The organism is Moritella dasanensis ArB 0140 (genome assembly GCF_000276805.1).
GTDB classification, from domain to species: domain Bacteria; phylum Pseudomonadota; class Gammaproteobacteria; order Enterobacterales; family Moritellaceae; genus Moritella; species Moritella dasanensis.
The window spans coordinates 21216-43103 of record NZ_AKXQ01000021.1; the positions used below are offsets into that span (position 1 = coordinate 21216).

At 40.8% G+C, this 21888-nt stretch carries 23 protein-coding genes; 13 read left to right on the plus strand and 10 right to left on the minus strand.

What is annotated here, in order from left to right:
• Position 1: 1 nt before the first annotated feature.
• The 5 genes from A923_RS0116115 to A923_RS0116135 form a co-directional block, all read right to left on the minus strand.
• Entirely contained in the window at positions 2–631 is a 630-nt protein-coding gene (locus tag A923_RS0116115) for an NADH:ubiquinone reductase (Na(+)-transporting) subunit D (RefSeq protein WP_017222718.1), read from the minus strand.
• The gene (locus A923_RS0116120; RefSeq protein WP_017222719.1) at positions 624–1397 is read right to left on the minus strand and encodes a Na(+)-translocating NADH-quinone reductase subunit C; all 774 of its coding nucleotides are present in this window, start codon (positions 1395–1397) and stop codon (positions 624–626) included. The genes A923_RS0116115 and A923_RS0116120 overlap by 8 nt, the downstream gene beginning before the upstream one ends.
• Positions 1390–2598 carry an NADH:ubiquinone reductase (Na(+)-transporting) subunit B gene (locus tag A923_RS0116125; RefSeq protein ID WP_017222720.1) on the minus strand — a complete coding sequence of 403 codons (1209 nt, stop codon included), beginning with the start codon at positions 2596–2598 and terminating at the stop codon, positions 1390–1392. Before A923_RS0116125 ends, A923_RS0116120 begins: the two co-directional genes overlap by 8 nt.
• A gap of 2 nt (positions 2599–2600) precedes the next feature.
• Complete coding sequence (locus tag A923_RS0116130; protein WP_026006283.1) at positions 2601–3941, minus strand: Na(+)-translocating NADH-quinone reductase subunit A; 1341 nt, start codon at positions 3939–3941, stop codon at positions 2601–2603.
• Positions 3942–4353: 412 nt separating this feature from the next.
• The gene (locus tag A923_RS0116135) at positions 4354–4665 is read right to left on the minus strand and encodes a BolA family protein (protein WP_017222722.1); all 312 of its coding nucleotides are present in this window, start codon (positions 4663–4665) and stop codon (positions 4354–4356) included.
• A gap of 74 nt (positions 4666–4739) precedes the next feature.
• Between A923_RS0116135 and A923_RS0116140 the strand changes: the two genes are divergently transcribed.
• The gene (locus A923_RS0116140; RefSeq protein WP_017222723.1) at positions 4740–5867 is read left to right on the plus strand and encodes a methyltransferase; all 1128 of its coding nucleotides are present in this window, start codon (positions 4740–4742) and stop codon (positions 5865–5867) included.
• Between the two features lies 1 nt (position 5868).
• Entirely contained in the window at positions 5869–6429 is a 561-nt protein-coding gene (locus A923_RS0116145) for a YajG family lipoprotein (RefSeq protein WP_017222724.1), read from the plus strand.
• 156 nt (positions 6430–6585) lie between these two features.
• Here the strand turns inward: A923_RS0116145 and A923_RS0116150 are convergent, their stop codons facing one another.
• Positions 6586–7110 (minus strand): peptidylprolyl isomerase, encoded by a 525-nt coding sequence (locus A923_RS0116150; protein ID WP_157532865.1) that lies wholly within the window; start codon positions 7108–7110, stop codon positions 6586–6588.
• A gap of 345 nt (positions 7111–7455) precedes the next feature.
• Here A923_RS0116150 and A923_RS0116155 point away from each other — a divergent pair, with 345 nt between their 5' ends.
• Both A923_RS0116155 and A923_RS0116160 read left to right on the plus strand, forming a co-directional pair.
• A complete protein-coding gene (locus A923_RS0116155; RefSeq protein ID WP_017222726.1) occupies positions 7456–7797 on the plus strand; it encodes a hypothetical protein in 342 nt (113 codons plus the stop codon).
• A 128-nt stretch (positions 7798–7925) separates the two neighbouring features.
• Positions 7926–9305 (plus strand): AmpG family muropeptide MFS transporter, encoded by a 1380-nt coding sequence (locus A923_RS0116160; protein WP_017222727.1) that lies wholly within the window; start codon positions 7926–7928, stop codon positions 9303–9305.
• Positions 9306–9415: 110 nt separating this feature from the next.
• Here A923_RS0116160 and A923_RS0116165 read toward each other — a convergent pair whose 3' ends face one another.
• Positions 9416–9898 carry a YajQ family cyclic di-GMP-binding protein gene (locus tag A923_RS0116165; protein ID WP_017222728.1) on the minus strand — a complete coding sequence of 161 codons (483 nt, stop codon included), beginning with the start codon at positions 9896–9898 and terminating at the stop codon, positions 9416–9418.
• A 160-nt stretch (positions 9899–10058) separates the two neighbouring features.
• Here A923_RS0116165 and A923_RS0116170 point away from each other — a divergent pair, with 160 nt between their 5' ends.
• Positions 10059–10406 (plus strand): VanZ family protein, encoded by a 348-nt coding sequence (locus A923_RS0116170; RefSeq protein WP_017222729.1) that lies wholly within the window; start codon positions 10059–10061, stop codon positions 10404–10406.
• Positions 10399–11298 carry a ketopantoate reductase family protein gene (locus A923_RS0116175; protein WP_017222730.1) on the plus strand — a complete coding sequence of 300 codons (900 nt, stop codon included), beginning with the start codon at positions 10399–10401 and terminating at the stop codon, positions 11296–11298. Before A923_RS0116170 ends, A923_RS0116175 begins: the two co-directional genes overlap by 8 nt.
• A gap of 112 nt (positions 11299–11410) precedes the next feature.
• Here the strand turns inward: A923_RS0116175 and thiI are convergent, their stop codons facing one another.
• The gene (gene thiI, locus A923_RS0116180) at positions 11411–12865 is read right to left on the minus strand and encodes a tRNA uracil 4-sulfurtransferase ThiI (RefSeq protein WP_017222731.1); all 1455 of its coding nucleotides are present in this window, start codon (positions 12863–12865) and stop codon (positions 11411–11413) included.
• Positions 12866–13042: 177 nt separating this feature from the next.
• Positions 13043–14269: a hypothetical protein gene (locus tag A923_RS0116185; RefSeq protein ID WP_017222732.1), complete on the minus strand. Its 1227-nt coding sequence runs from the start codon at positions 14267–14269 to the stop codon at positions 13043–13045.
• 275 nt (positions 14270–14544) lie between these two features.
• Here A923_RS0116185 and A923_RS0116190 point away from each other — a divergent pair, with 275 nt between their 5' ends.
• Positions 14545–14778: a hypothetical protein gene (locus A923_RS0116190; RefSeq protein WP_017222733.1), complete on the plus strand. Its 234-nt coding sequence runs from the start codon at positions 14545–14547 to the stop codon at positions 14776–14778.
• Positions 14779–14874: 96 nt separating this feature from the next.
• On the opposite strand, the gene A923_RS0116195 is transcribed toward A923_RS0116190, so the two are convergent.
• Positions 14875–15381 (minus strand): zinc ribbon-containing protein, encoded by a 507-nt coding sequence (locus tag A923_RS0116195; RefSeq protein WP_017222734.1) that lies wholly within the window; start codon positions 15379–15381, stop codon positions 14875–14877.
• A 330-nt stretch (positions 15382–15711) separates the two neighbouring features.
• Between A923_RS0116195 and leuS the strand changes: the two genes are divergently transcribed.
• The 6 genes from leuS (at position 15712) to rlmH (ending at position 21883) form a co-directional block, all read left to right on the plus strand.
• Entirely contained in the window at positions 15712–18318 is a 2607-nt protein-coding gene (gene leuS / locus A923_RS0116200; RefSeq protein WP_017222735.1) for a leucine--tRNA ligase, read from the plus strand.
• Positions 18319–18540: 222 nt separating this feature from the next.
• Positions 18541–19290, plus strand: coding sequence for an LPS-assembly lipoprotein LptE (locus A923_RS0116205; RefSeq protein ID WP_017222736.1), 750 nt, complete (start codon positions 18541–18543; stop codon positions 19288–19290).
• Positions 19290–20327 carry a DNA polymerase III subunit delta gene (gene holA, locus A923_RS0116210; protein WP_017222737.1) on the plus strand — a complete coding sequence of 346 codons (1038 nt, stop codon included), beginning with the start codon at positions 19290–19292 and terminating at the stop codon, positions 20325–20327. Before A923_RS0116205 ends, holA begins: the two co-directional genes overlap by 1 nt.
• The gene (gene nadD / locus A923_RS0116215; RefSeq protein WP_017222738.1) at positions 20327–21010 is read left to right on the plus strand and encodes a nicotinate-nucleotide adenylyltransferase; all 684 of its coding nucleotides are present in this window, start codon (positions 20327–20329) and stop codon (positions 21008–21010) included. Before holA ends, nadD begins: the two co-directional genes overlap by 1 nt.
• A gap of 68 nt (positions 21011–21078) precedes the next feature.
• Positions 21079–21408, plus strand: a complete 330-nt coding sequence (gene rsfS / locus A923_RS0116220) for a ribosome silencing factor (RefSeq protein ID WP_017222739.1) — start codon at positions 21079–21081, stop codon at positions 21406–21408.
• Between the two features lie 4 nt (positions 21409–21412).
• On the plus strand, positions 21413–21883 hold the full coding sequence (gene rlmH / locus A923_RS0116225) for a 23S rRNA (pseudouridine(1915)-N(3))-methyltransferase RlmH (protein ID WP_017222740.1): 471 nt from the start codon (positions 21413–21415) through the stop codon (positions 21881–21883).
• Positions 21884–21888: the final 5 nt, after the last annotated feature.

The window sequence follows — 21888 nt, forward strand, 5'->3', positions numbered from 1 at the left end:
TTTACCCCTTTGGCTCAACTTGTTCTGGTTTCCACGTACGTAGAGCCCAAATCAATAAACCAATGATGAAGAATGCACTTGGCGGAAGTAGTAATAGGCCATTTGACTGGTACCAACCACCGTTTTGGATAAGTGGTAAAATTTCAATACCAAACCAAGTACCTGAACCAAATATTTCACGTACTGTCGCAACAGCAAGTAAGATAGCACCGTAACCTAAACCGTTACCGATACCATCTAAGAAACTTGGTAGAGGTTTATTCTTCATTGCATATGCTTCAGCACGACCCATTACGATACAGTTTGTAATGATCAGACCAACGAATACCGAAAGCTCTTTTGATAGCTGGAAGGCTACCGCTTTAAGTACTTGGTCAACGACGATTACAAGTGATGCAATAATTGCCATTTGCACAATAATACGCACACTGTTCGGGATCATGTTACGCACTAATGAGATAAAGAAACTTGAGAAGGCAGTTACTACCATCACAGCGATTGTCATTACAAACGCAGTTTCCATCTTAGTTGTTACAGCTAGAGCAGAACAAACACCTAAGATTTGTAATGCAATAGGGTTGTTCGTAACAATAGGGGAAGTAACTACTTCTCTTAAGTCAGACTTAGCCATTGTTTAAGCCTCCGTTTTGCAATTTCTTCAAGAAAGGACCAAAACCGCTGTCACCAATCCAGAACTGGAATGTATTTTCAACACCTTGGCTAGTTAGAGTTGCACCAGATAGTCCATCAATACCTGAAGGAGTCTTATCTTGACCGCCGCCTTTAACTACACGGATTGCAACGTCGCCATTCGCATTGAATAGTTGCTTGCCTTCCCATTTAGCTGTCCACAGTGGGTTTAACACTTCACCACCTAGACCCGGAGTTTCACCTTGGTCATAGTACTGAATGCTTTTTACTGTTTTAGCGTCTTTATCAATTGCAATGAATGCATACATCGTTGACCATAAGCCACGACCGTATACAGGTAAAACGTAAGATTCAATGTTACCTTGCGCATCTTTTACAAGATAAACATCAGCAACATTTGAACGACGCTTAATACCAGCAACATCGTTACCCGTTAAGTCAGTACTTTTCGTTAGATCTTTTACGTTTTTAAGTTGATCAAATGTCGCTGCATTTTCTTCAACATATTCACCCGTAGTTAAATCTACAAATTTAGCTTCAACAAACTTAGCGTAAATTTCGCCAACGTTCGCATTTGCTTCTAATTTGCCTGCGACAGAAAGTAGGTTAGTTTGCTTGTCTAATGCTTTGTTAGCATTTTGAGCATCACGTAAGCCCACAGCTGCGCCAGATACGATGATTGAACATACTAAACACAACGCCGCAACGACTGTGATAGTTTTCAGTGGAGTTTCTTTACTAGCCATTGCGTGCAAGTCTCCGTTTAATGTTAGCTTGAACAACAAAGTGATCAAATAGAGGTGCGAATAAGTTAGCAAATAGGATTGCTAGCATCATACCTTCAGGGAATGCAGGATTAACTACACGAATTAGTACAACCATTAGGCCGATAAGTAGACCGTAAGCCCATTTTCCGTTATCAGTAAATGAAGCTGATACAGGATCAGTCGCCATGAACATCATACCAAACGCAAAACCACCGATAACTAAATGCCAGTAGAATGGTACTTCAAACATTGGATTAGTATCTGAACCAATCATGTTGAATAGTAAGCTTGTCGCTACCATACCAATCAGAACACCTGACACAATTCTCCAAGATGCAACACCAGCGATAAGTAATACGCCACCCGATAACAGGATGATTAGCGCAGATACTTCACCAGTAGAACCTTGCATGTTACCAAGGAAAGCATTAGTCCAAGTCAGTGAACTCGTTAGACCTTCAAGACCGCCAGCAGCCGCAGAACTCAGTGCTGTAGCACCAGAGAAACCGTCAACAGCAGTCCAAACAGCATCACCTGAAATATCAGATGGGTATGCGAAGAATAAGAACGCACGACCAGCAAGTGCTGGATTTAAGAAGTTCTTACCTGTACCACCGAATACTTCTTTAGCGATTACAACACCAAAAGTAATACCGATAGCCGCTTGCCATAATGGAATGTTAGCAGGCAGGATAAGTGCAAATAGGATAGATGTTACGAAGAAACCTTCATTCACTTCATGCTTACGCACTGCAGCAAATAACACTTCCCAGAAACCACCAACCACAAACACTGTTGCGTAAATAGGTAAGAAGTAAACCGCACCATATAGCATATTTGCTATAACGCCAGCGCCTTCACCCATAGTCACACCAAGCGCACTTAGTATAGCTACATGCCAATCGTCAAATGCGATACCTGCACCTGATGCAATAGCCGTGTTTGCTTGAGCACCAATGTTGTACATGCCCCAGAAAACCATCGGCAATGCACACATCCACACTAAAATCATAATACGTTTTAAATCGATATTATCACGTACGTGTGTTTTACCTTTTGTCACAAAACCTGGTGTAAATAAACCGGTTGCAACCGCTTCATACAAGGCAAACCATTTTGCGTGTTTACCACCTGGTTCGAAGTGATGTTCCATCCCTTCGATATAATTCTTAAGACCCATGCTTAACCTTCCTTCTCAATTGTCGTTAGACAATCACGTAGAATTGGACCAAAGTCGTACTTACCTGGGCAAGAAAAAGTACATAACGCTAAATCTTCTTCGTCTAATTCAAGACAACCTAACGTAATCGCTTCATCTGTATCACCTGTTACTAACGAACGTAATAACATAGTTGGTAAGATATCTAATGGCATAACGCGCTCGTAGTTACCTATAGGCATCATTGCACGATCACTACCACCAGTGGTTGTAGTAAAGTTGAATTGACGTGCGCGATTGAATGCAGAGGTAAAGACGTTAGCAACTGAGAATTTGTCACTACCAGGTTTCATGTAACCTAGAAATTCCTTCTCACGACCTTCAGTTAAAGCACTGACTTGGTTGTGATAACGACCAAGATAAGCATTTACTGTGTAAGCTTGAACACCAGATAAAACAGAACCTGAAATAACACGGTTCTCACCAGCGTTAAGTTCACTTGCAGTTAATTCTGTAATTGATGCGCCTAGACGAGTGCTAATCAAACGTGGGTTTTTCACAGCAGGGCCTGCTAATGAAATAACACGGTCAGTATGTAATTCACCTGTAGTGAACAACTTACCGAAAGCAATAACGTCTTGGTAGCCAATAGACCAAACAGTACGTTTAGTACCAGCTGATTCTAATAAATGAATATGCGTACCAGCAAGACCAGCAGGATGAGGACCAGCAAAAGCTTGCTCTTCAACGTTAGATGCAGCTGATTTAGGTAATGTGCCTTCTGCTTTACAAACGTAAACTTTACCGCTTGTTAAGTGAGAAATAACATTTAAACCATCAACAAAGGCATCGCTGTTTTGATTAATAATTAATGCAGCATCTGCAGCAAGTGGATTTGTGTCCATTGCTGTAATAAAAATTGCTGATGCATTACTATCAATTGCAGGAACACGGCTAAATGGACGAGTGCGTAATGCAGTCCATAAACCTGAGTCTACAAGATTGGTAACCACGACATCGCGGTCAAGATTAGTAATTTCAGCTGATGTAACTTGAGCAAATTTCTCACTTTCGTTACCGTCTACGTCAATCACTACCGATTGTAAGATCCGCTTAGCACCACGGTTAACTTCAGCAATTGTTCCTGCAGCGAAGGCTGTATATTTAACGCCTGGCGTCTTTTTGTCTTCAAAAAGTACCTGACCTTTCTTAACACGATCACCAACTTTAACACTCATTGTTGGGCGCATTCCAATATACTCTTCACCTAGAACAGCAACTCGTTTGATAGCAGGGCCATCATGAATTACTTGCTCAGGTTTACCTGCGATAGGTAGATCCAGTCCTTTTTTTATCGTAATCATACTCACATGCACTACTTTTTTTAGGAAGATAAAGAACACTTTTATTAGTGAAAATCACACACGAGAATACCAATTAGTGAGTATTCACAAAGTGGAGTGGTTTCATTAACAAAAAATTTGGGGTTATTCTAGCACTAATTTAAGATGATTGCTTGCACTTCATCAAGTAACAGACTCGAATAAGGTAAACTTTTAACGCTGCCTAAAGGTATAAATATAATCCAATTAAAACAGTTATTTAAAAATATTTTAAATAACTTAAGTTAAACGTTTAAATAAAATCAGTGGTTTTGTTGCACTGATTTTATTCATATATAACGATATCTTTATTAATTAAAATAAAATCATGAAAGTTAACATTCACTCACAACAAGTAACATTTAATCAATCATTTTTAAGCATTAATTTCTAATTAACCTAAACAATCTGGTGATTCAGGTACACTTTGATCTTGCTCATTTTTTTTAGCCCATTGTGCCGGCGTATAAGCATGGATTGATAACGCATGAATACCCGCTTCAAATTGAGCCACCAGCGCAGTGTTCACCATACGATGACGTGCAATCAACATTTTACCATCAAACTCGGCAGTGACGATCACCACTGAAAAGTGAATTTCACTACCCGGTGGTACATTGTGCTTGTGGCTATCACAAACCACCTCTAAATGTTGAATATCAAAACTAGCTAATAATTGCTGTTGAATATCGTTACCTAATGACATTTAAAAACCTCTTCTTTATATATTTAGTAAAATAACAGTGTAAAATGCACGATCAACCTTAAATGGAACACACTATGAACACTGAACTATCTCTTGAAAGTACCGAATTATCTTTGTACCGCTACCCTAAACGTAGCGTTGAGCAACTGCAAGCATGGGACTCAGCCGATGAGTATATTATTAATACGGTTGCAGATTTAACGCTTGCTGAACAATCTTCAGTTCTTATCTTCAATGATAGTTTTGGTGCATTAACGTGTGCTTACAATAAGCATAATGTCACTGCCGTGAGTGATTCATGGATCACGCATGCAGCAATCGCGCAAAATCTAGATGAAAATGAGTTAAGCACAGAACAGGTCAAAGTCCAAGACTGTCTTGCGGCGTTACCGGAAAATATTGATTTAGTATTAATCAAGATCCCACGCACTTTGTCTTTATTAGAACACCAACTTGCAATGCTAAGTCATGTTGTTACTCCAAACACGACTATCATCGCTGGTGCAAAAGCGAAAGATATCCATAATTCGACGTTAGCCTTGTTTGAAAAATACCTTGGTGAAACGAAGACATCATTAGCGAAGAAAAAAGCCCGTTTGATCTTTGCAACAATCACAGAAACTAAAGCACTAGAAGTACCAGCGCCAGTGACTTGGGATGTAGCAAAAACCAATATTTCACTCTCTAATCATGCCAATGTATTCTCACGTAACAATTTAGATATTGGCGGCAACTTCTTTATGCAGCATTTACCAAAAGGTGAATATCAGCATATTATCGACTTAGGTTGTGGTAACGGTATTATCGGTATTACGGCGGCAAAACTAAACCCACAAGCTAAAATCACTTTTGTTGATGAGTCATTCATGGCTATCGCATCAGCAAAAGAAAACGTTGCAGCAAACGTTAAAGGTCACGAACCTGAAATTGATTTCTTGGTGAACAACTGCTTATACGATTACGAACCACACAGTGTGGATCTGGTATTGTGTAACCCTCCGTTCCACCAAGAAAAAGCCATTACTGACCATATCGCATGGCAAATGTTTAAAGATGCACACCGAGCACTAGCTTGGCGCGGCGCACTTTACATTGTCGGTAACCGTCATCTTGACTATCACGTGAAACTTGATCGTTTATTCGATAATCATGAAGTTATTGCATCAAATGCTAAGTTTGTGATAATTAAGGCACAGAAATAATATGCTGAAAAAACTGCTATTAAGTGCAGGTATTATATTATTAACAGCCTGCGCCAGTGCGCCTCAGCAAGTGAATATTACCGCTGAGCCAGCACCATTAACAACGCAATATAGCGAGACTCAGGTTACGCTCACGAGCAAAGATATTCGTGATGCCAATTACCTCATCGCTATTCACAAAGTTGGTGAACCAGCGCAGCTCCTGAATAATCAAGGCTCACTGGTGAAGCTGACGACCGCGAAACTGCAACAAGGTTGGGAGCAGCAAGGGCTAGTGTTTACGTCGCAAGCAGATATCGCGATAAGCCTTGAATTGCAAACAGCGAGAATTGATGTTCAGCAAGATAGTTTTGAGCATCAAGCTGATTCGACTTTAGTGTTGATCATCTCGATTGAAAATAAGGGTCAAACACTGACCAAGCAATTCCACAGTGCATCAACATTAACAGGCGCGTTTGGCCCGTCAATGAGTGATTTGGAAGCTAAGTTTTCACAGCAATTGTCATCACTACTGAACGATGTATTTAATGATCAACAGATCCGTGATTATCTAGCACGCTAGTTAACCACACGATATAACTTACATGTAAAACGTAAAGCAGTGCATAACGTAAAAAGCCTCGCTGGTGACTTAATATAAGATCACCAGCGAGGCTTTTTCTTTTTGCAATGCTGATACTGTTGATTAGCTACTATTCAGCAGTACCTTTTATACTCTTTATTTCAAAATCGTCACACTTTCAATCACGATATCAGTCAGTGGTACATCACTGTAATACTGCTTCTTACCGGTTGGCTGCTTCGCCATTTTATCAACCACATCCATGCCTTGTATTACTCGGCCAAATACTGCATAACCCGCTTGTGAAGGCTGTGAACCAGAACGGTTTAAGAAATTATTGTCTTTCAAGTTAATGAAAAATTGTGACGTTGCTGAGTTAGGATTATTCGTACGTGCTAGCGCTAATGTACCACGTTCATTACTTAAGCCATTACTCGCTTCATTAATGACTGGCTTGCCTGCAGTCTGCTTGTCCATATTCGCTTTAAAGCCACCTGTTTGCGCCATAAAGCCAGGGATCACACGGTGAAAAATAATACCGCTGTAAAAATCGCTTTCAACATAGTTGATAAAGTTAGCAACGGATACAGGGGCTTTTTCTGGGTATAGCTCAACCGTAATATCACCGAGGTTAGTTTTTATTAGCGCTTTTGTCTCTGCTGCAAATGCGGTATTAAACATAAATGTTGAACATAATATTAACAATGATTTGGTGAAAAAATGATTTATTCGCATGATGTAACTTCCATTCAGTTATAAAAATAAGCGTATTACTAGCACTATATCAGATGTTTGCTCTACATATCCATGCCACCTCAAATGTACAATCAATAGCTTAGCAATTGTTGACGGAACTGATGACATAAATATGAAGTTTTTTTCATTTTTAAGTTAAACGCCTATTAAACCAATATTTGAGATCATTCACACTTTCCCCATAAATACGCATTAACAATACGCTAATGGCTGACAGTTACATTTTTTAGTCTAGGATTAAAGTTGGTACTAACAAATGAGGAGATTTGCATGGAAGCGAAAAAGTTCATTGACGATAAATCTGGCATTTTAGCCGAATACCTAGACTTTTTTCTTATGAAGAAACTGACTTATTCACAATTAAACCATTTCCTGTGGGACACATTACGGGAATGGGACAATTTAGATATTTATGATGAGTCTACCGATAGTTGTAAGGAACAAGTTTTTTGGTTCCTGCTATTTGAGCTAAAAAGTTGGTCAAGCCAACAGATTTTTGCCAATCGTATATTGCGCCAACAACTACACACGGGTGCTTTATTTCTACAAGGTCAAGGTGTTAAACCATACAACTGTATTGGCATTAGACCTATAACGGAATACTTGGACTAACTTTGCTATTACGAACGGTAATAATTAATAGTTAATAGTTAAACCAAGCCCAGTTTGTTGTCGGGCTTATTAAATCCACAAAAATACGGTAGTATCAGCAAACACTTACGTTAGATGGATTGCTGACATTGCCGACTATTCTTCAAACCTTATCAATTTACCTTAATCCCCGTGTACTATTTATGGGATTGTTTGGTTTCTCTTCTGGATTACCTATCCTTCTGGTTTTCTCGACATTGTCGTTTTGGCTACGTGAAGCAGGCGTTGAGCGTGCCAGCATTGGTTTCTTTAGCTGGATAGCCCTTGCTTATGGTTTTAAATGGGCTTGGTCACCGCTGATCGACCAGATCCAATTACCTTGGTTACACAACAAACTAGGGCGTCGTCGAAGCTGGCTACTATTTACCCAAATCATGATCATTGCCATGCTGATGATTATGGCCACCCAAGATCCACAACAAAGCGTGATCTTATTCATTATCGCGTCATTGGGCTTGGCGCTTTTCTCTGCCACCCAAGATATCGCGGTAGATGCGTTTCGAATAGAAAGTGCCGATACTCACTTACAAGGGGCAATGGCGGCCACTTACATGACAGGTTATCGTCTTGCCATGATCGTGGCTGGTGCTGGTTCATTAGCCATCGCTGCATTTTATGATAATAGCGCGGTCTATAATGCCGCGGCCTGGCAGTTCGCTTATGCTTGTATGGCGCTGTTTATGTTATTCGGGGTGTTTGCCACCTTGCTCTCCAAAGAACCAGTCGCTAAGCATAAAGTACAAGCCGTGCATAACATGCGTGATTTCCTTATCACCGGTATCGTCAAACCGCTTACCGACCTATTTCAACGTTATGGCAAAACCTGTCTGTTGCTGCTGGGGATTGTTATCACTTATCGTATCAGTGACATTGTCATGGGCATTATGGCCAATCCTTTTTATGTCGATATGGGTTACTCAAAAGCAGAAGTGGCCACGGTAGCAAAAGTCTTTGGGGTTATCATGACACTAGTGGGCGCAGGATTAGGTGGCTTATTAGTCAATGGTTTTGGACTACTGTCTACTTTGTTACTCGGCGGTATATTAGCCGCGCTAACCAATGTGCTGTTTCATTGGATGGCGGGTAGCATGGCAACGAGTCAATTAATGGCGACACTGGCTTTGATACTGCCAGAGACCTGGTTACAAGCGCAAGACCCTGCCCTGCTGTTATTAACCTTGGTGATCAGTGCTGATAACTTAAGTGCCGGTATTGCCACTTGTGCCTTTGTGGTCTTTTTATCACGCTTAACCAATACCCAGTTTACTGCAACCCAATATGCACTGTTCTCATCCATCATGGTATTACTGCCGAAGTTTATTGCCGGATTCTCAGGGGTGATTGTCGATGCGTGGGATTATTCAGCTTTCTTCATTGGCACCGCATTCTTAGGGGTGATTCCAGTGATCTTTATTATGGTATTAATTTACCTGCAGATAACCAAGCGCTTTAAATGGATTGAATCATAGCCATAAAAAAAGCCTAACAGGTATCAACACGTTAGGCTTTTTTGCTATGAGTAACTCAGTAATTTTAAAATAAAAAGTAACTCGTCACTTTAAAATTAAGCGCTCAGCGATTAATCTCTTTGGTTATCAAACTGGAACGGTTGACCTAGTTCAGCAGCTCTGATGTGTTGCATAACAGCTTGTAAGTCATCACGCTTTTTACCAACAACGCGCACTTTGTCGCCTTGAATAGATACTTGCACTTTAATCTTGCTGTCTTTAATTGATTTTACAACTTTCTTAGCAACTGCGCCTTCGATACCTTGTAAAAACTCAACGTCTGCACTGCACGTTTTACCTGAAAATTCAGTTTTACCTACGCTCATCGAAGATGAATCAATATTACGCTTAACTAAGGCACTACGTAAAATGTCAGCCATTTGACGAAGTTGCATATCTTCATCTGTGCGCATTTTTACTTTTTCTTTAATCAGCTCAAAACTTGCTTCAACACCACGGAAATCAAAACGTGTGCTTAATTCACGGTTTGCATTGTCAGTTGCGTTTTTCACTTCAACCATGTCAACTTCAGAAATAATATCAAATTGCGGCATCATCATATCCTATTATTTATAATGATCTGATTATCTAATAGATGATAGCGGTAGTTCAACCATTAACTACGCAAGTAAGCCACTCGATTGCATTAAGTTACGATTAATACAATAAATAAACGACTATAATTATATTAAGCTCCATTTTGTTGAGATTGGCATGGCATTAAACAAACATAAATTTTGGTTTCGATTACTATTAGTCATCGTCATACTCGCGATCTGTATGCTTGCTTTTGGTAAACCCTCGACGAATATCCCCAAATTAAGCTACGACAAATTAAATCACTTCATCGCCTTTGTGACATTAGCCTTGCTGTTTGATTATAGTTTCCCACATAGGACTATCACGCTGTTTATGACATTACTGGGATTTGGTATTTTCATTGAGTTTATTCAAGGTATGATACCCGGTCGCACTACCAGTCATTGGGATATCATCGCCGATTTAGTCGGTATAACCAGTTACTTAATTCTTCAACCATTACGAGCAAAAATACATGGCTAATTGGAACATTCTCGGCGCGGGTGCTATCGGGCATTTCTTTGCAGAAAAATTATTAAAATCAGGCCAACATGCCGCGTTTGTTTTACGTCCCGAAAGTGAATCGCATATTCGCAGTTTTAACTTTGAAAACTTAGCCGGTGAAAACACCAGTAATACCGTCATGGCACAAGCCAAACTCACGCCTAAATGTGATTTTTTATTAGTGACTTTAAAAGCTCAAGATGTGCTCCCAGCATTAACCTTATTGCAATCACAAATTGATAAGCATTGTTGTATCGTGTTATTACACAATGGCATGGGTACGGCAGAGCAAACTGAAAAATTGTTTCCACGCCACGCTATCATGGTCGGCACCACATCCAACGGCGTATTGAAAGTCTCTGATGATCATGTTCGCCACACTGGCGCAGGTGTCACTTGGTTAGGGCCATTTAATAACCAGGCCAAACGCTACAAAGATATAGCCGAGCAATTATGGGCGTTGGAAGAATTAACCTGGTGTGATGATATTCGTCAGAAGTTGTGGCTTAAGCTCGTGATTAACTGTGCGATAAACCCGTTAACCGCGATCCATCAATGCAATAATGGCGAATTAGCAAAGCCAGCGTTACATCCACAGGTCGTTAAGATTGTGCAAGAGTTAGCATTAGTCTGTGAAAAAGCGCGCTTACCTTGGTCTTATGCCGAACTACAAGCTCAGGTTGATAACGTCATCGAGCGTACCGCTGAAAACTATTCTTCAATGCATCAAGACCAGCACTTTAATCGTCAGTCCGAAATTGATTTTATTACCGGTTATGTACTGAAAGTGGCGAATGCCTACAGTATCCCTATACCAACGAACCAAGCTTTATTCGATAAAATCAAGCAGCAAGAAAGGGTATTAGTTTAAACCCGAGATCAAAAAAGCCAGCAATCACTTGCTGGCTTTTATTCATAACCTCGCTAAGACCTAAATCTCAAACCTTAGCCTCAGCAATATTATTGCTTAAGGATATTAAAAGTTAAGGACGGTAAACTTTAACGTTACCATAACCTTTTTCAATCAAGTAAAGCGCTTGTAGCTTACTCATCACACCACGATCACAGTATAGTAAGTAAGTCTTGTCTTGATCTAATTCACCGAACTGATTACCTAACTTAAAGAAAGGCATGTGCTGCACTTCAAGTCCATCCACATCAAGTGGTGAATCTTCAACTTCATCGATACTACGAATGTCTAAGATCACTTCGTTTGCTGCGATTTCAGTTACTGCTTCAACATCGCTTACTTGTTCTTGTGTTTCTGTCGCGATTTGACGAATATCGATAACTTTAGCATCCATAACAACTTGGTCAATCAATGCCATATCGAATTTAGCTTCTTCCGCTTCAATCTTCTCTTTCACTGCTTTAACTGTTGGTTTATTTGAAATAACACCACAGTATTCAGGAATTGTTTCAGAGAATTCAGCCGTACCAATTTTACGCGCCGTATCGATAATGTCTTGCTTATCAGCCACAATCAATGGGCGTAAAATCAGCATATCAGTAACAGAATCGATTAACGATAAGTTACGGATAGTTTGGCTTGATACTTGGCCTACTGCTTCACCCGTTACTAGCGCTTCGATACCGAGACGTTCTGCAACTTTAGACGCTGCGCGCATCATCATACGTTTCAGTACCACACCCATTTGCGAGTTATCTACTTTTTCTAAGATCTCTGCAACAACTGGATCGAACGGCACACTAATAAATTTAACTTTATGTGACGAGCTGTATTTGTTCCACAAGTAATATGAAATTTGTTTCACACCGATCTCATGCGCATCACCGCCAAGATTGAAGAAACAGAAATGCGTACGACTACCACGTTTAATCGTTAAGTAGCTTGATACTGCCGAGTCAAAACCGCCTGACATTAATGATAGAACATCTTCTTGTCCAGCCATTGGGAAACCACCCAGGCCTTCGTGGCGTTCAGTCACTAAATAAAGCTTTTCGTGTTCAATTTCAATTTTGATTGTTTCTTGTGGTTTTCTTAATTTAACACCAGCGGCATCAGTATGCTGATTTAAGCCACCGCCAACATAACGTTCTACGTCAATCGAGGTAAAATCATGTTTGCCGTTACGTTTAGCGCGTACACAGAATGTTTTACCCGCAAGCAAGTCTTTATAAACTGGTAATGCTTGTTGGAAAATATCATCCAGATCGGTAAAAGTAGATTCGTGTACTTCTAATGAATGGGCAATACCCGGAGTATTTCTTAATACTTCACGATAGAAGTCGCGGTTTTTATCACTGTCGTCGGTAGTACGAACAACAATTTTATCCCATTCAAGGATCACGCGAGCATGTTCATCTTCACGACGTAAAATATTACGTAAACTCGATTGCAGCATTTTACTGAAACGCTGACGCACGGATTTACTTTTCATCATTACTTCTGGGAATATCTTTACAATAAATTTCATGGTTTTGCCTACATCATAGTTCAAACAAACAGTTGGCCCAGCATTTCATCGCGCTGGGTGTTTAGCTGATATATTCGATTAACTTAAATCAAAATAAAAAAAACGGGCGCACCTTTAGATGAGCCCGTTCCTGTTGCTGGACAGCAGTATACCCAAAATGTCTAAATATGCAAGATGCTAACGACTGCTCACAAGCCTGGTTAATTGCGGTATTGCATTGCCTACTAACTCAATTTCGACTTGACTACCGACTTCAATCTTAGACTGTAATAACCACGGCTGAGAGCGACCAGAAACGCGGGTTACTTGATGTCCCGACAACGCCAGTAGCTGCACATGAACAACAGGGGTAATACGTCCACTTTTCCCGATTTGATAAGTAATATCAGTGACATTACTGAAGCCTTTCGGACCCGTGAATTTTAACGCCAACGCCCAGCGCGGTGCATGCTGGGTTTGACCATATTGACGTTGTCGAGCGCTTTTAGCTAACTTAATCACAATACCATCGAGTAATAACGTCTCTGTATTTTGATAATGTGCGAACCAATAATCGATGTCTTTAGGGTTGTCGATGGCATGACTCATTTTCGACATATCAGCAAAGCCGAGCATGGCTAACTGGGCTAACGCCATCACTTCGTCATTATAAGGAGCATCAACCCAACGCCAAGGCATAAAGCGCAGACTCATGACATCAGTTTGTGTTGGTGATAACTGGCTAGTGATACCCGCAGTCATATGACGAGAAGAAACATATTTACCGCGTTGCAGCCAATCTTGCTGACCAACATATAACTCGCCATGAATAACTAAAGTATGTGGATAAGCGATAATACTGTCGACCGCATGACTGCGTAACATCAACGCCAATAAGTCACGACCGTGTTTGCCATTGCCTCTGCTTGATGCGGCCACGAGCATGCCTTTCTCATAAACCAATTCAACCGCCATGCCATCAACCTTAGGCTGAATTAACAGTTGCTGGTCGTGATGACGTTGGTAAAATTTATCGACCAGGCTTCTTTCCCTTACCGAGTTTAAACTGAGCATCTGCTGTCGGTGCAGCTGTCGATCATTATATTGCGCGGTCTGACTGCCAATCTGCGTTAATACCGGCGACAAGCACTGCGATAACACCCTAAGTTCATCGACGAGTAAATCAAATTCACCATCATGTAATAATGGCGTATTGCCAGCATAATAAATTTGTCGATGCTTAACGATCTGTGTTTCTAGGTAACTGATGCGGTGCTGATTAAGGACGCTTGGACAACGGGAGTGACTATCAGCACTTTTAGTCTGTGAATGGATTGATAATACTGGTATAGCTTCAACAGCCAACAATGACTGGGTGTTTGATAGAAATAAGGGTACAAGTAATGAAGACGTGCGTATAAACATCTGAGTTCCAAACAATATGGTGATACAATTCAGTATGATAAACAAGATGGAAGTTAACCGATTAATTTCATGGCGGTGAACAGAAGCGTCGAATAGCGTAACTTTCGCGGACTGTTAATCGTGTGCCATCACAAATCAGTAACTCAATGAATGCGTATTAATGTGGCTTATTTACGTGTTTGCACGCATTGCACGAAACGATATTCTTGAACTTACTTCATCATCAACTACACTAAGATTATAATTCCCAACGTTCTGTCCTGAGAGGTATTACCATGCAACTTTCCGATATCAAAAGCATGTATCACAGACATGAGTTAGTCGAAGCAATTGTCGAACCCTCATTAGTCGCGAATGGATGGATAGTAGAATTTAAATCTGAGAATGGCGATATTATTCCGCTTACTGATTTTAGTGGCCATGAGAAATGTTATCGAAACTTAGATATTGCCACTGCCACCGCACAACAAGTCGGTTTTCCGAGTGTCAGAATAGACGAATCATTTTAACTCTCCAATAACCAGTCAGCAAGGATATGGTCAGCAGATATGACGCTGACCATTTATCTAATTACCGCTTAAAATAATCACATATATCGTTACGAATTACGGTTCAAAACCTTTACGCATAAATGCTTTACCGTCACAATTTGCACAAGGTAATACAACCGCAGGATGAAATAATTCTTTTTTATAACCGCAGCGCACACACATTAATAAACCAAAGCCCACTTTATCACCGGATTTATAATGTCCTTGATGCTGCAAATCGTCTCCGACCTCAGTCCACTCGACTTGGGTCTTATCCGTTATCGATGCGAGCGTCTCCCAAGTGACTTTATCCCATGCTTGATACCATGCTGATAATTTAAAGTCCGCAAGGCTGGTTTGATAATCTTTATTAAATTCACCAAGATCATGGCGAATATAAGCCGACGCTTCCGTTAACTCTTTTTTGGTTAAGTCTCCCGCTGCGCCTAAATACGCCTCGGCTTTCAGCATAAATCGTTGCGTAAAATCATTACCCATAAATACATCCCCTTTTTTATAAGTCAGAGGATGTACAGATAACTTACGCACTGAATTTTGATATTGAGTGTTTAATTTAGCCATATAAACCTCCAAACTAATTTAATAACAAACCTTGCCGTTTTATCAAAAAAAAGTAATCTCAATTCACGATGAAAAAATCTTTTTGTTCTGTAACCGTGACGATTTAACGATGATAAAAAAGCCATTACTATAACTTAAGTATATGCCAAAATGCCCAGCCAACAAGCGGTCTGCATCACATACTTTCCTTGTAAAATCCACGGTTCTGCATTATCAGTCAGGAAATCTTATCGCTATCTGCAAATGAAACTTGTTGCCCTCTCTGTGCTAAGGTATTCTATGGCAAAATTTTGTTTCTAAATCCTACCAAGAACAGACTGGATATTACCCATGCAAGAACAATATACTCCAAGCAGTATCGAACCTCAGGTTCAACAACACTGGCAAGAAAATAAAACATTCGAAGTAAAAAACGACGAAAATAAAGAAAAATTTTACTGCTTGTCTATGTTCCCATACCCAAGTGGTAGACTGCACATGGGCCACGTACGTAACTATACAATTGGCGACGTAATCGCGCGTTTCCAACGTATGCAAGGCAAAAACGTATTGCAACCTATTGGTTGGGATGCATTTGGTCTACCAGCTGAAAATGCAGCAATCAAGAACAACACTGCACCTGCGCCTTGGACATATGAAAACATTGATTACATGAAAGGTCAGCTAACGTCTCTAGGCTTTGGTTATGACTGGAGTCGTGAAATCGCAACATGTACACCAGAGTACTACCGTTGGGAACAAGAGTTCTTCACTAAACTATTCAACAAAGGTTTAGTTTACAAGAAGACATCATCAGTTAACTGGTGTCCAAACGATGAAACGGTACTGGCTAACGAACAAGTAAATGACGGTTGTTGCTGGCGTTGTGATACCCCTGTAGAACAGAAAGAAATTCCACAGTGGTTCATTAAGATCACCGAATACGCAGACGAGCTACTCACATCAATTGATGATCTTGATGGCTGGCCTGAACAAGTTAAAACAATGCAACGTAACTGGATCGGCCGCAGTGAAGGTATCGAACTAGACTTCACAGTTGAAGCTTCTCCTATAATAAAAAGCAGTGATGAACTAAGCAAGCTATCGGTATACACAACACGTCCAGACACAGTGATGGGCGTAACGTATGTTGGTATCGCAGCAGGTCACCCACTTGCAGAGCAAGCAGCATTAACAAACCCAGCACTAGCAGAATTCAACCTTGAATGTAAAAACATGAAAGTGGCTGAAGCTGATCTAGAAAAAATGGAAAAGAAAGGCATGGCTACTGGCCTATACGCTATTCATCCATTAAATGGTCGTAAAGTACCTGTATACGTAGCAAACTTCGTATTAATGGGTTACGGCACTGGCGCAGTAATGGCGGTTCCAGCTCACGACCAACGTGACTATGAATTCGCAACGAAATACGGCATCGATATTGTTCCGGTTATTAAACCAAGCGACGGTAGCGAGCTAGATGTTTCTGAAGTAGCATTCACTGAAAAAGGTGTATTGTTTAATTCAGGTGAATTCGACGGCTTAGAATTTGGCGCAGCAGTAGATGCAATCGCGGCTAAATTAGAAGCAAACGGTCAAGGCACCAAGAAAGTTAACTTCCGTCTACGTGACTGGGGTGTTTCTCGCCAACGTTATTGGGGTGCTCCAATCCCAATGTTGACACTTGAAGATGGTTCAGTTGTACCAACACCTGCAGACCAACTGCCAGTTATCTTACCTGAAGATGTTAAAATGGACGGTATTCAAAGTCCAATTAAAGCCGATTTAGAATGGGCTAAAACCACATACAACGGTCAACCAGCACTACGTGAAACAGACACATTTGATACCTTCATGGAATCATCTTGGTACTATGCACGTTACTGTAGCGCAACATCAGAAACTGAAATGCTAAACCGTGATGATGCAAATCACTGGTTACCAGTAGATCAGTATGTTGGTGGTATTGAACACGCCTGTATGCATTTATTATATGCCCGTTTCTTCCATAAATTGCTACGTGATGAGCAAATGGTTGATAGCAACGAACCGTTCAAACGTCTACTTTGTCAAGGTATGGTACTTGCTGATGCATACTACTACACCAACGACAACGGCGGCCGTGTTTGGGTTTCTCCATTAGACGTAACAGTTGAGCGTGACGAAAAAGGTCAACCAACTAAGTACATCGACAATGAAGGCAATGAACTTGTTTATACAGGCATGACAAAAATGTCTAAGTCTAAAAACAACGGTATTGACCCACAAACAATGATCGAACGTTTTGGTGCTGATACAGTACGCCTATTCATGATGTTTGCAGCACCAGCTGACCAAACACTAGAATGGCAAGACTCGGCAGTAGAAGGCGCACACCGTTTCCTACGTCGTATCTGGACATTAGCTTACAACCACATCAGTAAAGGTGACGTTGTTGCGCTAGATGTTGCAGCACTGAACGGCAAGCAAAAAGAACTACGTCGTGAGATCCATAAAACAATTGCCAAGGTATCTGATGATATCGAACGTCGTCAAACGTTCAATACTGCAATTGCATCTGTTATGGAACTGATGAACAAGCTAGCTAAAGCACCACAAGAGTCAGAGCAAGACCGCGCACTACTTCAAGAAGCATTAGTGGCTGTTGTTCGTCTACTTGCACCTATCACGCCACACATCTGTTTTGAACTCTGGGGCAAATTAGGTCAAGAAGGTAGTATCGACGAAGCACTATGGCCTGTTGCTGATAAAGCGGCGATGGTTGAGTCTGAAAAACTAATCATCGTGCAAGTGAACGGTAAACTGCGTGCTAAATTAACAGTACCAGCTGACGCAACACGTGAATCTGTTGAAGCATTAGCCAATGCAGATGAGAACGTAACTAAGTTCACTGACGGTAAAACAGTACGTAAAGTAATTTTCGTACCAGGTAAATTACTGAACATTGTTGCAAACTAAGTAGCTGACTAAATAAGTCGTGGACTAAGACGACTTATCACCACTAAATACAACCTTAATTGATAATCTATTAACGCTGTATTTAGTCGGTTAATCGTCAATTTAGCCACAAATAATAAGCCCTGTATTCTGCTTTTATTTTTATAGTAGAATACAGGGCTTTTTTGTTTTTAGATTACGTGTAAAATTACCTACAACTAACTTATCTATTTTGTAGGCATTATGATCGCATCGGCACTTAAACCTGGTTTTATTCGACTAATTTGCATCTTTCTTGTTACTGCAGTGCTTAGCGGCTGCGGCTTCCATTTAAAGAATGGCAGTGGTATTCCCAATGAATTACGTAATTTAACCTTAGTATCGAGTAAATATTCTGATCTAACCCGCCTAATCAAAAGAGAATTACGTTACAACCAAATTAATCTCGTAGAACCGACAGTCACCAGCATGGAATCGTTAACAACAGAAACCGATAACACGTCAGATGACATGGGGGAAGACTCAACCCAAACTAAAATAACCGCAATGGATCCGGCGTTATTAAACTCAACAACACCTGTACTCAGAATCATGTCAGAGAGTACCGGTTCACGCACAGTATCTCTGTATTCAGATGCAACGGCAGCGGAATATGAACTTAGCTATGTTTTAGAAATGGAAGTTCGCTTACCTAATCAAGATCCTCAGTATTTCACTATCGCCCTACAACGTGATCAATTAAACAACTCTCAAGAAGCGCTTGCCCGTTCACGTGAATCTGAATTATTAGTGCGAGAACTACGTGAAGCAGCAGCACAACAGGTTGTCCGCACACTAAGCCAAGTTGTTATTGACCCACAGACAGCTGGCGATAGCGATGAAGAATCAACGCTAAATGACGCAGAGCTGACTACCGAATTAAGTACAAAATTGAATGCAGAACTTAATTCAGAGTTAAATACAGAGCTAAATACAGAAGTTGAAGCTAACTAATGCGCGTTTATCCAGAACAACTCGATCAGTACTTAAAAACTGAAATCAAACCCTGCTATTTAATATTTGGTGAAGAACCGTTATTAAAGATGGAAGCGATTGAACAGATTAAAGCCGCCGCGCAGAAAGTCGGCTTTGACGAGCATCATAAATTTCATGCAGAACCAATCATGGACTGGCCCGCGGTGTTTAATGCTTGCCAATCCATGTCGCTATTTTCGAGTCGTCAAACTGTTGAACTGATCTTTGAAAAAAGACCAACGAAAGAAGATATCAGCCAACTTAATGATTTGTTTAAACTACTAAACCCTGATCTGATTATCATCATCAGTGGTCCTTACTTAACCAAAGCCCAGCAAAGCGCAAAATGGTTTCTACAGTACTTCAAGAATGCGCTGTTCATTCCAGTTGGTCATCCCGAAGGCCGATTTTTTGCCAACTGGATGCGTCATCGTCTTAAACGCGCTAACCTTGACGCCCAAGCCGATGTGATCACCCTGCTTTGCCGTAGCTTTGAAGGTAACTTATTAGCGGCCAAGCAAGAAATTGATAAATTATCCCTGCTTCATCCAGGGCAGACCCTCACCTTGGCGCAATTGCAGGCAGCAATTACCCAGCATTCACACTTCAGTAGTTTTCAGCTAGTTGATGCGCTGCTTGCCGGTAAAGTAAATCGTGGGCAGCGGATCCTGCAACAATTACAAGCCGAAGGTGTCGATCCAATCGTCATTAACTGGGCGCTAAACAAAGAAATCAATCAACTTTATCATTACAGCTTAATGCAACAGCAAGGACTTTCTGTGATTGATGAAATGAAGAAACAGCGTTTATGGGCAGGTCGCCAGCAGATTATTAATGCCTGCTTAAGTCGCTTATCATTAAGCAAAATTGAGCAAATGTTAATATTGTGTTCAAGTGTTGATAGTGCGATCAAAACTAGCAGCAGTATTGACCCTTGGTTATCATTACAAATGTTAAGTATCAGCTTTACCGACTCCACTTTGCTACCCAACTTTCATCATGCCGACATTAACTAATGACTGATTTTATCCCGACTCGCGCGATTGGTATTTTAGGTGGAACATTTGATCCGATCCATTATGGTCATCTACGTCCTTGCTTAGATCTATTACAACAGCTTAATTTAGCTGAAGTCAGATTGATGCCAAATCACATTCCCCCACATCGTGCGGCGCCAGGCTCAAATGCAGCGCATCGATTGGCGATGACATCATTAGCGGTAGAAAACTGTGCTGAGTTAACGGTTGATACTCGTGAGTTAAACCGTACAACACCTTCTTATACCATCGACACCTTAATTGAGCTTGCCGCTGAGAATCCAACCAGTCCCGTATGCTTTTTAATTGGCTTAGATTCACTCAACAGCCTGCATACTTGGTACCGCTGGCAAGAGCTACTCGACTATTGTCATCTTGTAGTGAGTTATCGCCCTAACTACGCATTAACGTTAACGCCTGAAGTACAAAAATTATTTGAACAAGTGCAAACAACCGATGTCGAAGTCCTACAGCAACAAAAGCAAGGGCGAATTTTACTCTGGCCCAGCACACAGTTAGAAATATCGGCGACACGGATCCGTCAGTTAATTGAAAGACAGCAAAGTCCTCAATATCTATTACCCGATAATGTGTTGTCTTATATACATAAAAACAATTTGTATGCGAAAACGACAGCAGATACTAGCTCAACAGCAAGCTAGGTATATATTTAGACATTATTCGCTGTTATAATTCGCGGTTAACTTGATAAAGTTCCTCTGGAGGACCCTTGCAAATTTCTGAACTGCAAGCATTTGTACTTGAAAAAATTGAAGACATGAAAGCCCGCGACATCGAAGTTGTTGATGTTAAAGGTAAATCACCAGTTACAGATCTAATGATCGTATGTACTGGCACATCAAAAACTCACGTAAAATCGATTTCTAATCATCTTTACCTTGAAGCTAAAAGTCACGAAATATACGTGATGGGCGTTGAAGGTACGGAAGAGAGTGAATGGGTTCTAGTTGATATGGGTGATGTAGTTGTACACATCATGCAACAACAAACGCGCGATCTTTACCAACTAGAACAACTTTGGCAGTCTGTAGGGGCATAGTCAAATGAAGATTCAGCTAGTTGCTGTTGGCAGTAAGATGCCAGCATGGGTGGAAATCGGGTATAAAGAATATGCACGTCGCTTCCCTAAAGATATGCCTTTTGAGTTACTTGAAATCAGTGCGGGTAAGCGTGGTAAAAACGCGGACATCAAACGAATTTTAGAACTTGAAGGTGTGAAAACGATGCAAGCAATTCCGAAAGGTAATCGCATCGTAACTCTGGAAGTTACCGGCAAACCTTGGACTACTGAACAACTAGCCGTTGAACTAGATAAGTGGAAGCATGATGGTCGAGACGTTAGCCTATTAATTGGCGGCCCAGAAGGACTTGCACCAGAATGCATCGCAGCATCGGAACAGCGCTGGTCGTTGTCACCACTAACCTTACCACATCCGATGGTACGTGTAGTGGTTGCCGAAGCGTTATATCGCGCTTGGAGTGTAACAACAAACCATCCTTATCATAGAGAGTAATATTG

Bases quoted from the DNA above. Each gene is read 5' to 3' on its own strand.
- A923_RS0116170 (WP_017222729.1), top strand. From the start codon at position 10,059: ATGGCATTAAACAAACATAAATTTTGGTTTCGATTACTATTAGTCATC.
- A923_RS0116165 (WP_017222728.1), bottom strand. From the start codon at position 9,898: ATGCCGCAATTTGATATTATTTCTGAAGTTGACATGGTTGAAGTGAAA.
- A923_RS0116195 (WP_017222734.1), bottom strand. From the start codon at position 15,381: ATGGCTAAATTAAACACTCAATATCAAAATTCAGTGCGTAAGTTATCT.
- A923_RS0116115 (WP_017222718.1), bottom strand. From the start codon at position 631: ATGGCTAAGTCTGACTTAAGAGAAGTAGTTACTTCCCCTATTGTTACG.
- thiI (WP_017222731.1), bottom strand. From the start codon at position 12,865: ATGAAATTTATTGTAAAGATATTCCCAGAAGTAATGATGAAAAGTAAA.
- A923_RS0116130 (WP_026006283.1), bottom strand. From the start codon at position 3,941: ATGATTACGATAAAAAAAGGACTGGATCTACCTATCGCAGGTAAACCT.
- A923_RS0116140 (WP_017222723.1), top strand. From the start codon at position 4,740: ATGAACACTGAACTATCTCTTGAAAGTACCGAATTATCTTTGTACCGC.
- A923_RS0116125 (WP_017222720.1), bottom strand. From the start codon at position 2,598: ATGGGTCTTAAGAATTATATCGAAGGGATGGAACATCACTTCGAACCA.
- nadD (WP_017222738.1), top strand. From the start codon at position 20,327: ATGACTGATTTTATCCCGACTCGCGCGATTGGTATTTTAGGTGGAACA.
- A923_RS0116120 (WP_017222719.1), bottom strand. From the start codon at position 1,397: ATGGCTAGTAAAGAAACTCCACTGAAAACTATCACAGTCGTTGCGGCG.
- rlmH (WP_017222740.1), top strand. From the start codon at position 21,413: ATGAAGATTCAGCTAGTTGCTGTTGGCAGTAAGATGCCAGCATGGGTG.
- A923_RS0116135 (WP_017222722.1), bottom strand. From the start codon at position 4,665: ATGTCATTAGGTAACGATATTCAACAGCAATTATTAGCTAGTTTTGAT.
- A923_RS0116155 (WP_017222726.1), top strand. From the start codon at position 7,456: ATGGAAGCGAAAAAGTTCATTGACGATAAATCTGGCATTTTAGCCGAA.
- A923_RS0116175 (WP_017222730.1), top strand. From the start codon at position 10,399: ATGGCTAATTGGAACATTCTCGGCGCGGGTGCTATCGGGCATTTCTTT.
- A923_RS0116145 (WP_017222724.1), top strand. From the start codon at position 5,869: ATGCTGAAAAAACTGCTATTAAGTGCAGGTATTATATTATTAACAGCC.
- A923_RS0116190 (WP_017222733.1), top strand. From the start codon at position 14,545: ATGCAACTTTCCGATATCAAAAGCATGTATCACAGACATGAGTTAGTC.
- A923_RS0116150 (WP_157532865.1), bottom strand. From the start codon at position 7,110: ATGTTTAATACCGCATTTGCAGCAGAGACAAAAGCGCTAATAAAAACT.
- holA (WP_017222737.1), top strand. From the start codon at position 19,290: ATGCGCGTTTATCCAGAACAACTCGATCAGTACTTAAAAACTGAAATC.
- A923_RS0116205 (WP_017222736.1), top strand. From the start codon at position 18,541: ATGATCGCATCGGCACTTAAACCTGGTTTTATTCGACTAATTTGCATC.
- A923_RS0116185 (WP_017222732.1), bottom strand. From the start codon at position 14,269: ATGTTTATACGCACGTCTTCATTACTTGTACCCTTATTTCTATCAAAC.
- leuS (WP_017222735.1), top strand. From the start codon at position 15,712: ATGCAAGAACAATATACTCCAAGCAGTATCGAACCTCAGGTTCAACAA.